Raw genomic sequence first — 13,873 nt, forward strand, 5'->3', positions numbered from 1 at the left:
TCAATCTACTAATAATTATGAGAGGGGTGAGAGCAGATGCGAACAGCTGACAACGAAAAAGCCCCGCGAGGCCTGAGCCTGCAGGGCTTTTGAGAAGGATTGAGAACCTTGAGAAGCGAATATGGTCGAAGCCGGAATCGAACCTTTCTCCTTGTTGTTGATAATAAAGGAAAATTTTAAGTTCGAAAATTTCTCTACCTCTATGTGTACCCTCATTGGGCTTTTCCCGTAAAGCTCTATGGCGGGAGCCGTATCCTTTCTGGCCGCGTAAGCCCAACAACTGGCCGCGCACATTGACGCCATCGGACCTTGCCAGCATCAACCCAAACCCCATCCACGCCCTCTATCGGGCGCAAGTGCTGTCCATCGCTACTGAGATTGACGGCATGCCTCATGCGAGCCGCAAACACTTTGAACCGCCCCCGATTTCGTAAGCGATGGTGCTTAATTGCTACCTCACCGCTGTAAACGCTGCGCAAGGCGCAACGCAAGTTGGGCCCTGCGCATGTGCCTCCAGAAAACAAACGGCATTACGCTCCGGGCCCCTCACGAAAATGACATTAGGTGACCACGCGCCAACTGCGAGGTGACCCTTCTCTAAGCCCCTTCACTCACTTTCGCTGCAAAACCGACTCGCCCGCCTGCGTCGGAAGTCGCATGTTATCCAATAATGCAGCGCCCGCAATGACTGCCACCAAGAGAAACGTTAGCTGGAAATCAGCGGTCTCTGCCTGCTCTGTATTACCGTGGATGTTCATCGCAAGACGTAGCAGCAACGCGCCAATAGCAACACCCATTGCCATGCTCAATTGGAAGAACATGCTAAACAGGGTTGAAGCGTCGCTCATCTGCGCCTTGGGGATCTCGGAAAAGGCCAGTGTGTTGAACACGGTGAACTGCATGGAGCGGGACAAGCCACCGACGAACAGGATGAATAGAATCAGCACTGGACTCATGTGTTCATCCAGTAATGCACACGCCGCGATCGCCAGTACGCCAAGGATGCCGTTGACCATCAGCACCGGACGAAATCCCCAACGCTGCATCACCCAGGTGGTGAAGGGTTTCATGGCCAGGTTGCCGGCAAATACCGCCAGTACCAGCAGCCCCGCATCGAACGCAGAAAGACCGAAGGCCACTTGAAACATCAGCGGCAGGAGGAACGGCAAGGTGCTGATGGCGATCCGGAACATCGAGCCTCCGCACAGGCAGACGCTGAAGGTGCGAATACCGGTTACACCCAGCGCCAACAAGGGTTGCGCATGCCGACGCATATGTCGCCAGGCAAACACCCCGAGCACCACACCGGTACCACTCAGCGCCAGCCCCTGCAACCAATCGGCACGGCTTTGCCCGAGCATCTCCACGCCATACAACAAGGCAGCGCTGGCGATGCCGACCAGCAGAAAGCCACTGAAATCGAACGTCCTGGAACTGACGTCGTCCTGTTTTGGAATCAAGACCAGTGCGGTAATCAAGGCCAGTACGCCCAACGGCAGATTGAGGTAGAAAATCCATGGCCAGGAAGCGTGGGTGACGATAAAGCCACCCACGGGAGGTCCGAGTACCGGAGCGACCAGACCGGGCCAGGTGATAAATGATATCGCCCGCACCAGGTCTTTTTTCTCGGTAGTACGAAGCACTGCCAAGCGCCCCACCGGCACCATCATCGCTCCGCTGATACCCTGCAGCACGCGCGCGGCGACAAAGGTTTCCAGGCTATCACTCAACCCGCACATCAACGAAGACACGCTAAACAGCACGATCGCCGAACTGAATACAAGGCGCGAACCGAAGCGGTCAGCCAACCAGCCGCTGATGGGGATAAACACCGCAACGGCGAGCATGTAGGCGCTCATTCCAATGCTCACGTCCACCGCCGCGACGCCAAACGTCCTGGCCATGTCTGGCAACGCGGTAGCAATCACTGTGGCATCGAGGTTCTCCATGAAGAACGTTACGGCTACCAACAAAGCAATCAATGTTGAGCGGCTTTGAGACATCGACGTAATTCCTGTTCAGCGACGGCATGTAATCGGTAACTTATCAATGAGTGCGTTTTTAATGCCCAGCAACATTGCGCGCCGAACCTCTACCGGTTCGGCATACACCGGACCGAGGCGATCTAGACGACCGCTAGTATATTGAGTCCATTGATGATTTATGATCACAACACCTTTGCGTAAATCAACGTTCTCCTCATGGATACCTGAAGGGATACTACCGGCCTTAAGTGTGGCGCACCCATGACCACTCAAGGCCTGTTACCGGATTGAAATGGCTTCAATCCGGTCTTTCATGAGGACTCACAATGCACGCTGATTTCGCCGCCTGGTCTTGGACTGCGGGTAAAGGTATCGACGGTTTACAACTGATCCGCAAACCCCTGGTGCAACCTGGCCCGGGCGAAGTTCTGATTGCCAACCGCGCGCTGGCGTTGAACCCGGTGGACTGGAAAATCATTGAGTGGGGCCACCCGGCATGGAAAACCGGCCATGTGCCGGGTGTGGATGGCATGGGGGTCGTAGTCGCAGCAGGCGCCGGCGTGCAGATCAAGCCGGGAACCCGTGTGGCGTATCACCAGTCACTGGAGCGAGATGGTAGTTTCGCCGAGTTTTGTTTACTGGACGCTGCAACCGTGCTGTTGGTGCCCGCGGCGCTCGATGATAGCGCCGCCGCGTCCTTACCTTGCCCCGGTTTGACCGCCTGGCAGGCCCTCGAAAAAGTGCCCACTGGCGCATCCCGCGATGTGCTCGTCATCGGCGCTGGTGGAGCCGTAGGCCTTCTGCTGGTTCAACTGGCGGTACGGCGCGGATTTCGAGTCTGGGCAACAGCCTCCACAGCCCACCATTCAAGCTTGAAAGCGCTGGGTGCTGTGGGGGTTTTCGACTACCGTGAAGCGAATTGGCAGCAAGCGCTTGAGGTCGCTCTGGGTGAACGTCGACTGCACGCAGTATTCGACACAGTCAGCGGCGAACATGCAGCCACCCTGGCCTCATTGCTGGGCTACAACGGTCACCTTGTGTGCATTCAGGATCGTCAGGAAACGGCGCCCTTGCCTGCCTTCAGCACCGCTGTTTCATTGCATGAGGTGGCGCTCAACAGCTTTCATGCCCACGCCAGCCTGAACGACCGACAAGTGCTGCGGAAAAACGGTGAACGACTGCTAGAGGGTTTGCTGGACGGTAGCTTATTGGCTCCCAAACGTCAGGTCTTCGACTTCCGAAATCTTCCGGAGGCGTTGCGTGCACTCAAACAAGGTGCAGAAGGTGGCAAGTGGATTGCCCAATTGAACGACTCCGACCCCATCCTTTCTGCAGTCCGGTAAAAACGACAACGCCCGAGCCCCGTTGATCGGAGCTCGGAGCTCGGGCGACAACCTGACACAGTAGGGGTTACGCCTCGGCCAGGTTTTCCTTTTTCTCCAGCCAGTCAATCATCAGCTCGCCCCAAGCGATATCGGCCTGCAACGCGCCTTTGGCTTTGGCCGAGTCACGGGTGCGCAAGCCTTCCAAAACTTCGAAATGTTTGTGCTTGGCACTGGCCAGTTCCAACTTGGGCACCTCAGCGTGGAACCTGCTCAGTAGTGGTCCCATGATGACCCACATGTTTTCCAGAGTCTTGGACACCACTGGCATGCGGGCAGCGGAAATCAATCCGAAGTGAAATTCACGATTCAGCAAAGCCGCTTGTTTGTGATCGACTGAGACCGCCTTTTGGAAAGCATCTTGAATGGCTTCGAGATGTTCCAGCTCCGGTTTGGTAATACGCTGAGCGGCCATGCCCGCCGCCTCGCCTTCGAGCAAATGACGGATCAACTGGATTTCTCGCAGTTGACTGACGGTGAGCTCTGGAACATAAATCGATGTCGCCGCCTTCATGTCCAGCGCATGATCGCTGACCAGGCGAAAAATCGCTTCGCGCACCGGTGTGATTGACACACCGAACTGTTCGGCCAACGTGCTGATGCGCAATCGATCCCCGGGTTGGTATTGTCCGTCCATCAACGCGGTGCGGATAATGGAATACACGCGTTCGCTCAAGTTGCCTTTATCAATGGGCTTATGCACGGTCACTGTTACTCGATCTCCATGGACGATGATGGTGCGCCGACGGCAGCAGACATGAATAGCTGCCAACCCGAGGCGCAGATAACGCATCATACATCATCAAATTACGCCTGCCACTCCGGCAGGCGCGTCACTCAAATCCGTGCGTCTCGGCGACCGACACCCTGCAACAGCACGGCGATGACGATAATCGCGCCTTTGATGATTTGCTGTGGATAGGCCGGCACGCTCAGCAAGTTCATGATGTTGCCGATCAGCCCCAACACCAGTACGCCCACCACAGTGTAAAAAATCGTGCCCTTGCCCCCCGTCAGCAACGCACCGCCGATGACGCAGGCGGCGATCGCGTCCAGTTCCAGCGCCATGCCGGCGCTAGGCGTCGCGACCCCCGAGCGTGAAGCAATCACCACCCCGGCCAATGCGGCGAGCCCACCGCAAATCCCATAGGCCGCCAGTTTGTAGCGCTCTACCGGGATACCCGCCAGGCGTACGGCGGTTTCGTTGCTCCCGCTGGCAATAGTCAGGCGCCCATAGGCGTTGTAACGGAGGATCAAGGCAAACACCAACGTCACCAGCGCTGCCAACCACACCGGCCACGGAATACCGAGTAAACCATCGGCCAGCCGACCGAAATCACGCAGCAACTGAGCGCTGACCAGTTTGTCATCCAGCCTTTGTGGCTGACCATTCGACAAAATAAACGCCAAGCCACGCGCGACTGTCATCATGGCCAGGGTCGCGATAAAAGGCGCCATGCGGAAATACGCGATAAAGGTGCCCGTCACCAACCCCATCAACACCCCGGATGCCACCGCAATCGCGACAGCCAGCAACAACCCGAAACTACCTTCGACCGGCATTACGTTGAGGGTCATTGCAACCACGATACCGCCCACGGCAGCCACCGAGGCAACGGATAGATCGATGCCTGCTGTCAGGATCACAATCAACATACCGATGCTGACCAGCAGCAAAGGGGTCAACTGGCGCAGCAGGTTGCCGAGGTTCTGGTACGTGAAGAAATCAGCGGAGAGCACGCTAGCAACGATGGCCAGCAATACCAGCATCACCAAAGCATTGTGTTCCAGAAACAGGCGCTGTAACGAGCGCCGGTTAGCCTTGCTCTCGTGAGCGCGGCTGTTTTCCTGCAAAAGCTCAGCCGGGGCCAGCTTGGAATTAGGGTTACTCATGGTGCTCGACTCCCATCGCCAGGCAAATCATTTCTTGTTCTTTAATGCGCTCGCCCGCCAGTTCGCCGGCGACCGCGCCTTCGCGCATCACCAGCACGCGATCACACATGCCGATGATTTCAATCATTTCCGAAGACACCATGATGATCGCCACTCCCTGTTCAGCGAGATCGTTAATCACCCGATAGATTTCCGTTTTTGCACCCACATCCACTCCGCGGGTAGGCTCATCGAGAATCAACACTCGACACCCCGCATCCACCCATTTCATCAAGGCGACTTTCTGCTGATTACCGCCTGACAGGTCGCCTACCAACTGTTCTATCGAGTGAGTCTTAACCGCCAATTGCTGGCGCAAGGTTTCGATACCCTGGGTCTCCCGGGCGCTGGCAATCCAGCCCATGCTCCCGGTATAGGGACTGTCAGGGCGAAGCGCGCCATTGACCCTGATCGACATTTCCAGCAGCACGCCCTGGTGTTTGCGGTCCTCGGGCAACAGGCCTATGCCATTGGCAATGGCTTCACGGGGGGTACGGTTGTGGATTTCCTGTCCATCGAGTCGCAGGGTGCCGGAGGTTTTTTTATCGGCACCAAAAATCGCCCGCATGGTTTCGGTACGTCCCGCACCGACCAGTCCACAGAAACCCAGGACTTCACCGGCGCGCACCTCAAAGCTCACATCGCGCACCAGACGTCCGGCACAGAGATTCTCAACTTGAAGCAATACCTCGCCGATCTGCTTGTTGCGCGGGGGGAACAGGTCGCTGAGCTCTCGACCGATCATCATCTCGATCAAGCCGCGCTCGGTAATGTCAGCCAGCTCTAGCGTACCCACCGTCTTGCCGTCCTTGAGCACCGTGGCGCGATCGCAGATCCGGAAGATTTCATCCATGCGGTGCGAGACATACACAATGCATGCCCCTTTGCGGCGCAACTCATCAAGGATTTTGAACAGCTTCTCCGCCTCATGAGAGGTGAGTACCGCCGTTGGCTCGTCAAAAACCAGCACCGATGAGTTACGCGACAGCGCCTTGCAGATCTCGACTGCTTGTTGGTAAGCCACCGGCAAACTGCCGACCGGTTGGCGCACATCGATATCGCTGAAACCCAGCTCATCCAGAATTGCCCGAGCTTTTTTGCGCATTGCGGCCCACTGGACAAATCCCTTGCTCTTGCCCAGATCGTCGATGCAGATGTTCTCGGCCACCGACAGATGCGGGGCCAAGGCAAACTCCTGGTAGATGATCGAAATACCCAGCTTGAGTGCGTCTCCAGGTTTACGAATATCGACTTTTTCGCCGTTCAGACTGACCCCGCCAGCGTCGCGCACATAGGCGCCTGAAAGGATCTTCATCAACGTTGACTTGCCCGCGCCGTTCTCACCCATCAGTGCATGGATTTCACCCGCACGGGCAGAAAAACTGGCACTGCTCAGAGCGCTGATACCACCGAACTTCTTCGAGATATCGAGCATCTCTACGGCAGGTTTGTGCATCGCATTCATTTTCTTCACCGTCTATAAACTGTCACCGATCGGTCTGTAACCGCCGTCTAAGACAGCAGTAACAGACCGGTTCAACACCACTAAATCACTTCATGGCGGTTTTGATCTGCCCGATGGAGCGGAACGGTGGAACGTTGTCAGTGGACGGTGGCAGGCCGTCGGCCTTGATATAGGTGTCGACGTTGTCCGGCGTGATCAACGTGACCGGGAAGTAAGACGCCAGCGGCAGGTTGTTGGCATCCAGGCCCTTTTCAAGGATCTGGTGAATCAACTCGATAGCAGCAACACCGGTTTCCGATCCACTGTTGGTGGCGCTCACCAGCAATTTTCCTTGCTTGATCAGATCCAGCGCCACCCGAAAACTGCCGGCACCGGAAGCGACCATGACGCTGTTTTTCTTGCCGGCATTTTCCAACGCGTTGATCGCGCCGATGGCAATGAAGTCGTTCTCGGCCAGCACCAAATTGAGCTTGTCGCCCTGGGACGCGAGGATGTCTTCAGTAGCGGCCAGCCCCCCTTCTTCGGTCCAGTCACCACGCCCCCAGGCCAGCACGTTAAAGCCTCCTTCCGGCCAGCTGAAGCTGCCTTTGGCTTTGACTTGCTGGAACAGCTTGAAGCCCTTGAGCATTGCGTCTTCTTTGGAAAGACCCAGCTTGCGCTCCTGCGAGCGGGCATAAACGAGCCCGGAAATCATGCCATTGATTCGGCTTTCGGACGTCGAGTTACCCATCACACCAATGACCATGGCGGCATTGATCACCTTGGCCGGATCGGTCTTGGAGGCGACATAACGACCGGCCTCAAAACCACTGCCGTAAGGGTTGCCGGTGCTGGTAGTGATCACCGGAGCCTTGGCATCCGGGGCGGTACCTACCGTGATGACCGGTATCCCCGCAGCCACCGCACGCTCAACATCCGATACGGAGCCGAGGACATCGGTAGGGTCGATCACAATCAGATCGACACCCAGGGTAATGAAGTTATCGACCTGGGCACTCTGCTTGGCGACATCACTGTCAGCCACTTGCAGCTCGATATCGTAGTTGTACTTTTTCGCAATGGTTTTCGAGTCGTCGATCATCGAGACAAACCAGGGGTTGCCCAGAGTGATTTCAGTCCAGCCAATACGCAGGCGCTCGCCCTTCTTTTTCAGCGGCAAGGCTTTGTTGATCGAAGTGCGATCCGGCATATCGGGATCAATCACACCCGATAATGCCGTGTTAGGAATCAAGCTGTAGATTTCATGCTTGCCGGCTGCCCAGGCATGTGTGCCGATAAGCGTCGCCAGGGTAAAAGTCGTGATCGAACGAACAGCTGACAGCTTCATATTATTATTCTCCAGTGCGCTGATTTGAACGGTGTTGCGGGTCTTTCAGTGAGCCGCCCCTGCGGGCTCTGTCGCAGACAGGAGCTGTTTCGAAGGCGGCAATGAAGGTCTGGCCGAATCTAGAATTCGATCCAGGCGGATTTGAGCTCCGAGTACTTGTCCAGCGCGTGCAGCGACCGGTCGCGGCCGTTGCCCGATTGCTTGTAACCACCGAACGGCATGGTGATATCGCCACCGTCGAAACAATTGACCCAGACACTGCCGGCACGCAGCGAACGGATGATCGAGTGGGCCCGCGACAGATCGTTAGTCCATAGGCTGGCGGCCAGGCCATAGGGCGAATCATTGGCGATGCGCACAGCGTCCAGGTGATCCTTGGCGGTGATGACTGACAGCACCGGACCGAAGATCTCTTCCCGGGCGATGGTCATGTCGTTGGTGACGTTGTCAAAAATCGTCGGTGGAATGAAGTACCCGTCGGCTAATACGCCTGTGGCACGTTCGCCACCGAGGATGATTCGTGCACCTTCCTCGGAGCCTTTTCTGATGTAACCCAGCACCCGATCCATCTGCGCCTTGTCGACCATGGCACCCAACTGCGTAGCCGGATCGAGCGGATCGCCGATGGCGATGGTCCGGGCAACTTTCAACACTTCGGCAACAAACTCGTCGCGAATCCCCTCCTCAACGATCAGCCGCGATGGCGCAACGCAAACTTCGCCCTGATTGAAAAACATCGATTTGGCAGCAGTGGTCGCGGCCTTTTCCAGGTCGCGGCAGTCATTGAGAATAATGTTCGGGGTCTTGCCTCCGCACTCCAGCCATACCCGTTTCATGTTCGACTGCCCCGAATACTGCAGGAACAATTTTCCCACTTCACCTGACCCTGTGAAGACCAGCGTGTCGACGTCCATGTGCAGGCCAAGCGCACGGCCAGCGGTAGGACCAAAACCCGGTAGTACGTTGAAAACGCCTGGCGGAATGCCCGCCAGTGCTGCCAGTTCGGCAATGCGCAAGGCTGTCAGTGGTGATTGTTCGGCGGGTTTGAGGATCACCGAATTGCCCATCGCCAGGGCCGGCGCGACTTTCCACATCGCCATCAGCATCGGGAAGTTCCACGGTGTCACGGCGGCGACGACACCGATGGCCTCTCGGGTGATCATGCCCAGCGCGCCGGGCCCGGACGGCGCGATTTCGTCATAGACCTTGTCGCAGCACTCGGCGTACCACTGCAGGCATTCAAGCACCGCATGCACATCGAACCCGGCGCTTTCGGACACCGGTTTACCCATATCCAGCGTTTCGAGCAAGGCCAGTTCCGTCATGTGCTGCTCGAACAGCGCTGCAAAGCGCAGCATGACTTTCTTGCGTTCCTTGGGGGCCAGTTGCGACCACACGCCTCTGTCGAACGCCTGTCGGGCGACCTTGACCGCGACGTCGACATCTTCAGCCTGGCAGGACGCCACGTGATTCAGCACTTGGCCGTTGCGTGGGGAAATGTTGGGGAAGGTTGTGCCGCTCAAAGCGTCGACAAACCGGCCATCGATGAAGGCTTGCCCTGGCAGTTTCAGGGCGGCGACACGCTGCTGGACCGCAGCGATATCAACGAGAGTGTTCATGCTGTTGCGTCTCCTGTTTTTTGTTTTAGGCATAGGCGCCTGACGACGATATATCATGCATTATTAAAATCGCAAGCGAAGAAATGCCCTGATTCATGGGGTTTTATTCACAACTGCTGTTCGTTAAAACCTCGTATTCCCTTAGAAACTGACCTCGGTTTTCAGGCCGAACACCACCACGCTTTTATCCCCGCTCAGCCCACCGGGATTGGCCACGTATTGCACATTGGGTCGCAGCGTCAGGGCCGGCGTCACGCTGATGCCGTAGTACAACTCCACCGGGTATTCGGTGTCCGGCGCCGGTTGGGTGTAGGCGTTTTGCTGACGGATACGCTTGGCGGATTTTTCATTCACCTCGAGGCGACCGATCGCCAGGCCGATTTCATCCTGAGGACGCGCGGCAAACGGGCCACTGATAAACGCGCCGACGTGGAAGACTTTTTCCACGTAGGACACGTCGCGATCCGATTGGATGAAGTTGGCAAACAGGGTCAGGCCTCGGGCGCTGGAGCTCGGGTCCTGATAAACCCGTTGCTCGGCCATGGCGTAATAACCGCTGGCCTGATCGTGCTCATCCGGTGCATCGCCGGTCAGGCCGATGGGCAGGCCATTGACGTCGTGATAGACATCGTTGAAATCGCCGGTGTTGCGCCAGATCCCCGCACGATAGCTGCCGGGCAGACCGTTCAGAGTGGGCTTCCACGCCAACTCGCCGACCGCCAGATAACCGGTGGTGCCGGACGGGCTGCCAAAGTTCAAACCCTGGGAGTTTTCGGTAAAGCGCGGGTTGACCTGATACAGCGAGGCATTGAGCGACAGCTCGTCAGTCAGCTTCGCCGCCACCGCCGCACCCCACTGGCTGACGGGCCAGGTAAACCAATTGGGGGTGATGTAACCGGGCACCGTGCCGCAGAACGTCAGGTTTTGAAACTTGCAGGAAAACGGGAACACATCGCCACTCATGGGTAAGCGTCCGAGTTTGACCACCAGTCGATCATCCAGAAGCGCCTGCTGGTAATAGAACTGCACCAGGCGGGTAACGCTGCCGTAGCCGTAAATTTCCTGGGCAGCCAGCAAGGTGTTGGTGCCCGCCTCGGCGGTGAGGTTTTCGCCATTACGGTTGCTGAAGGTCATACGAAAACTCGCCCCCTGCCACCCCACCAGCTTCTGCAGATCGAAGTTGGTGTCAATCATCAACTGATCGCTGTAAGTCCCTTTGTGCTCGTCGCCGCCCTGGGTGTTGTAGGCCAGCTCGTTAACGTAGGTCAGCTGAAAATCCACACCCTGCTCATGCAAGCGAGTGCGTTCGCCGTTCCAGTCCCCCAGCAGAAAATTATTCGGCGAGTAACTGGCCGCATAAGCACCCGGTAATGCGCAGGTGCTCAAAAGTCCGACGGCAACTATCATTTTGTTGGTCATTATTATTGTTCCCGAAACTATTTTTATTGTTGGTCTTAGTGTTTTTCGAGCATGCAAAACCCCGCCAACCCAACTGACAGGGTCGGTCAAACAACGACTTCAGAACTTGGTCAGGCGCGAGACGAAACGCTGATCATCCAGCGATCAGCAAAGACTGCGCCTGTTAAACAATGGCGGTTAAAAACACATTCTTATGATGTCGGCGACCTCCTCTTTGCTGTTGATCTTCTTCGGGTGACAGGCCAGGTCCTGGTTGAAGCTGGTCCATACGGTTTGTGCAAAGTCATCGATCTGTTCCACCCGCAAGCCATAACTGCGGAACGTATCGGTGACACCCAGGGTGGTAAACAGTCTTTTGAGGATTTCGGGCAGACGCTGCGCTCGCTCACTCTCTGTCAGATTCATCGCCGACGGATCCAGAATCCCGGCTACGCGAGCAAACTTGTCGGCACACACCGGCAGTGTCCAGCCAATCACGTAAGGCGTGCTGGCCGCGACAGTGCCACCATGGGGTGCGTCAGTCATGGCCCCCAACGGTTGGCCCAGGGCATGGGAAACCGTCACCCCGGCACTGGCAATAGCGATGCCGCCCAAGGTCGAGGCAAAGGCCATTTGCGCGCGCGCTTCAAGGTCATCGCCGTGTTCAACGCAGCGCTGGGCATTCTCCGCAAACAATCGAATCGACTCCAAGGCGACCATCTCCACCCACGGAGTGCAGTGAATGCTGATGTAGGCTTCCAGCGCATGGCAGAAGGTATCGACCGCTGTCAGCGCGGTCAGCTTCGCAGGTTTAGAAACCAGAATCTGCGGATCTATCAAAGCGACATCGGGGTAGATGAACGGGTTGACGATGGCGCACTTGAGGCCCAACTCCGGATTATTGATCACGGCAAAAGGCGTCGCTTCTGTTCCGGTGCCGGAAGTGGTGGGCACCACCAACAATGGCAGTCCACGGCTTTGTGGTCGGGTGACCGCCTCACCTAACCGCTCGGTGTAATCCCAGCAGCCCCCCCCGTGCACAGCAACGAAAGCCACGGCTTTGGCAGAGTCGATCGCACTGCCGCCGCCCACTGCAACGACCACATCACAACCCGAATTACGAACCAGCTCGACCGCACGATCGATCGTGGTATGCCGAGGGTTGGGCACGATGTCGTAGAACTCGATAAACCCAATGCCGCGCTCGGCGAAACTGCCGGTAATTTGCGCCACCAAATCACTGCCCTGTAGAAACGGGTCGACCATCAAGAAGGCCTTCTTGCCGAACGGCGCGACCTTTTCACCCATGCGCTTGATCGCCCCGACTTCGAAATCGAGGGTCAGCGGTAGACTTGCCTGAAATGCTTTCATCAGTTCACCTGTTGTTGTGGGATGTGCGCTGCAAACGGGTTCAACCCATTAGCAACGACCCGCCTTTTTTATAGAGTTCGCCAAGGTCACTGGCTGCGATCAGCGCTGCTTTCATTTCATCGAAAGTGACTTCGAACGGTTCGACGTTGCTGGTCTGGTTGGGATCCGCGGCGGTACGTGCGACGCAGTCGAGTTCGTGCGCAGTGATGTCGGCCAGCTCCAGATCCTCGAAGGTGACCGGCAATCCGATACTCAGGCAGAACCTCAGCACCGCATCCAGCTCCCGGCTGGATTTGCCTTCGAGCACCAGCATCACCAGAACACCAAAAGCCACGTACTCGCCGTGGTACATCGTCGCCCGAGCGCCCAGTTCACTGAACCCGCAATACACCGCATGGGCTGTCGCCACGCCGTTACTTTCGAAACCAAGGCCGCTCATGAGTGCATTGGCTTCCACCACGCGATTGAAGGCCTTGGTCACGCAGTGGTGTTCAGCGGCGCGCCTGGCTTGCAGACCATCCTCAAGCAGCACCCGATAGCACAGTTCGGCGATAGCCATGGACGTCAGCGTCGATTTGGCACCGCCGCCGCCCTCTTTCAGCCCCGCACCGGCGATACCGAGAAAATTGTTCCGGTGCGATTCGACGCAGGTGCGCGCTTCGAAATAAGTCGAGAGCGCATCGCCCATTCCGGCCACCAGCAGACGCACTGGCGCCTGGGCGATGATCCAGGTATCGACCACCACCACGTCCGGGCTGCGCTCATAAAAAAGCACGTCGTCAAACGCGCCTGCTTCGGTGTACAGCACCGAAAGCGAACTGGTGGGCGCATCGTTGGAAACGATGGTGGGCACGATGCACAGCGGCACTTTGGCCTGATTGGCCACAGCCTTCGCGGCATCGAGCACCTTGCCGCCGCCGACGCCAATCACCCCGTCGCACTCGAAGGCGTTGATGCTCGCGGTGAGGCGCTGGATTTCCTGACGCGTCACCTCACCGGAAAATATCGCGTAGTGCAGCTGTGTGTGCTCGGCATCGAAACTGGCGCTCAGGGTCTGCTTCAGGCCGTCGAGACGGCCCTGAGTGGTAATCACCAAAAACCGTCGACCGAACCAGGCCACATGCCTATGCAGTCGATCGAGTTCTTTGTATCCCTGGATATAGCGGCCGGGTGCAGCAAACATTTGAGTCATGTCATCGTCATCCTGGCCTCGTCGTGGAGGCTTTTTGTTATTGCTTTGAGGACGTTTGCGAGAGGCTCATCTCTCGCCGGATCGATGATATATCATATTTAATTTTCAACTACCAAGCGCTTTTTTGCGAGACGCACCGCCGTGAAAAACCCGGGATTGACGCTTGGGGGGCATCAAGATATATGATGCATGAAAATAAGAA

Annotated in this window: 10 protein-coding genes; 1 reads left to right on the forward strand and 9 read right to left on the reverse strand. The window is 56.9% G+C overall.

The window, feature by feature from the left end; translation table 11 throughout:
- Positions 1 to 611: 611 nt before the first annotated feature.
- Positions 612 to 2,003, reverse strand: a complete 1,392-nt coding sequence (locus ACA063_RS15515) for a DHA2 family efflux MFS transporter permease subunit (RefSeq protein ID WP_497662344.1) — start codon at positions 2,001 to 2,003, stop codon at positions 612 to 614.
- 308 nt (positions 2,004 to 2,311) lie between these two features.
- On the opposite strand from ACA063_RS15515, the gene ACA063_RS15520 reads away from it, so the two are divergent.
- Positions 2,312 to 3,328 (forward strand): zinc-binding dehydrogenase, encoded by a 1,017-nt coding sequence (locus ACA063_RS15520; RefSeq protein ID WP_497662345.1) that lies wholly within the window; start codon positions 2,312 to 2,314, stop codon positions 3,326 to 3,328.
- A 67-nt stretch (positions 3,329 to 3,395) separates the two neighbouring features.
- Here ACA063_RS15520 and ACA063_RS15525 read toward each other — a convergent pair whose 3' ends face one another.
- The 8 genes from ACA063_RS15525 to ACA063_RS15560 form a co-directional block, all read right to left on the reverse strand.
- Positions 3,396 to 4,076 carry a GntR family transcriptional regulator gene (locus ACA063_RS15525; RefSeq protein WP_497662346.1) on the reverse strand — a complete coding sequence of 227 codons (681 nt, stop codon included), beginning with the start codon at positions 4,074 to 4,076 and terminating at the stop codon, positions 3,396 to 3,398.
- 128 nt (positions 4,077 to 4,204) lie between these two features.
- Entirely contained in the window at positions 4,205 to 5,260 is a 1,056-nt protein-coding gene (locus ACA063_RS15530; protein WP_497662347.1) for an ABC transporter permease, read from the reverse strand.
- Positions 5,253 to 6,764 (reverse strand): sugar ABC transporter ATP-binding protein, encoded by a 1,512-nt coding sequence (locus tag ACA063_RS15535; RefSeq protein ID WP_497662348.1) that lies wholly within the window; start codon positions 6,762 to 6,764, stop codon positions 5,253 to 5,255. The genes ACA063_RS15530 and ACA063_RS15535 overlap by 8 nt, the downstream gene beginning before the upstream one ends.
- Positions 6,765 to 6,849: 85 nt before the next feature.
- Positions 6,850 to 8,091 (reverse strand): sugar ABC transporter substrate-binding protein, encoded by a 1,242-nt coding sequence (locus tag ACA063_RS15540; protein ID WP_497662349.1) that lies wholly within the window; start codon positions 8,089 to 8,091, stop codon positions 6,850 to 6,852.
- Positions 8,092 to 8,210: 119 nt separating this feature from the next.
- Complete coding sequence (locus tag ACA063_RS15545; protein WP_497662350.1) at positions 8,211 to 9,710, reverse strand: aldehyde dehydrogenase; 1,500 nt, start codon at positions 9,708 to 9,710, stop codon at positions 8,211 to 8,213.
- 141 nt (positions 9,711 to 9,851) lie between these two features.
- Positions 9,852 to 11,129: a carbohydrate porin gene (locus ACA063_RS15550; protein ID WP_497662351.1), complete on the reverse strand. Its 1,278-nt coding sequence runs from the start codon at positions 11,127 to 11,129 to the stop codon at positions 9,852 to 9,854.
- 177 nt (positions 11,130 to 11,306) lie between these two features.
- The gene (locus ACA063_RS15555) at positions 11,307 to 12,479 is read right to left on the reverse strand and encodes an iron-containing alcohol dehydrogenase (RefSeq protein WP_497662352.1); all 1,173 of its coding nucleotides are present in this window, start codon (positions 12,477 to 12,479) and stop codon (positions 11,307 to 11,309) included.
- Between the two features lie 40 nt (positions 12,480 to 12,519).
- Positions 12,520 to 13,671: a glycerol dehydrogenase gene (locus tag ACA063_RS15560; RefSeq protein ID WP_497662353.1), complete on the reverse strand. Its 1,152-nt coding sequence runs from the start codon at positions 13,669 to 13,671 to the stop codon at positions 12,520 to 12,522.
- Positions 13,672 to 13,873: the final 202 nt, after the last annotated feature.

It is taken from the genome of Pseudomonas sp. LBUM1643, from assembly GCF_059716215.1.

Bases quoted from the DNA above. Each gene is read 5' to 3' on its own strand.
- ACA063_RS15530 (WP_497662347.1), bottom strand. From the start codon at position 5,260: ATGAGTAACCCTAATTCCAAGCTGGCCCCGGCTGAGCTTTTGCAGGAA.
- ACA063_RS15540 (WP_497662349.1), bottom strand. From the start codon at position 8,091: ATGAAGCTGTCAGCTGTTCGTTCGATCACGACTTTTACCCTGGCGACG.
- ACA063_RS15515 (WP_497662344.1), bottom strand. From the start codon at position 2,003: ATGTCTCAAAGCCGCTCAACATTGATTGCTTTGTTGGTAGCCGTAACG.
- ACA063_RS15535 (WP_497662348.1), bottom strand. From the start codon at position 6,764: ATGAATGCGATGCACAAACCTGCCGTAGAGATGCTCGATATCTCGAAG.
- ACA063_RS15520 (WP_497662345.1), top strand. From the start codon at position 2,312: ATGCACGCTGATTTCGCCGCCTGGTCTTGGACTGCGGGTAAAGGTATC.
- ACA063_RS15550 (WP_497662351.1), bottom strand. From the start codon at position 11,129: ATGACCAACAAAATGATAGTTGCCGTCGGACTTTTGAGCACCTGCGCA.
- ACA063_RS15545 (WP_497662350.1), bottom strand. From the start codon at position 9,710: ATGAACACTCTCGTTGATATCGCTGCGGTCCAGCAGCGTGTCGCCGCC.
- ACA063_RS15560 (WP_497662353.1), bottom strand. From the start codon at position 13,671: ATGACTCAAATGTTTGCTGCACCCGGCCGCTATATCCAGGGATACAAA.
- ACA063_RS15555 (WP_497662352.1), bottom strand. From the start codon at position 12,479: ATGAAAGCATTTCAGGCAAGTCTACCGCTGACCCTCGATTTCGAAGTC.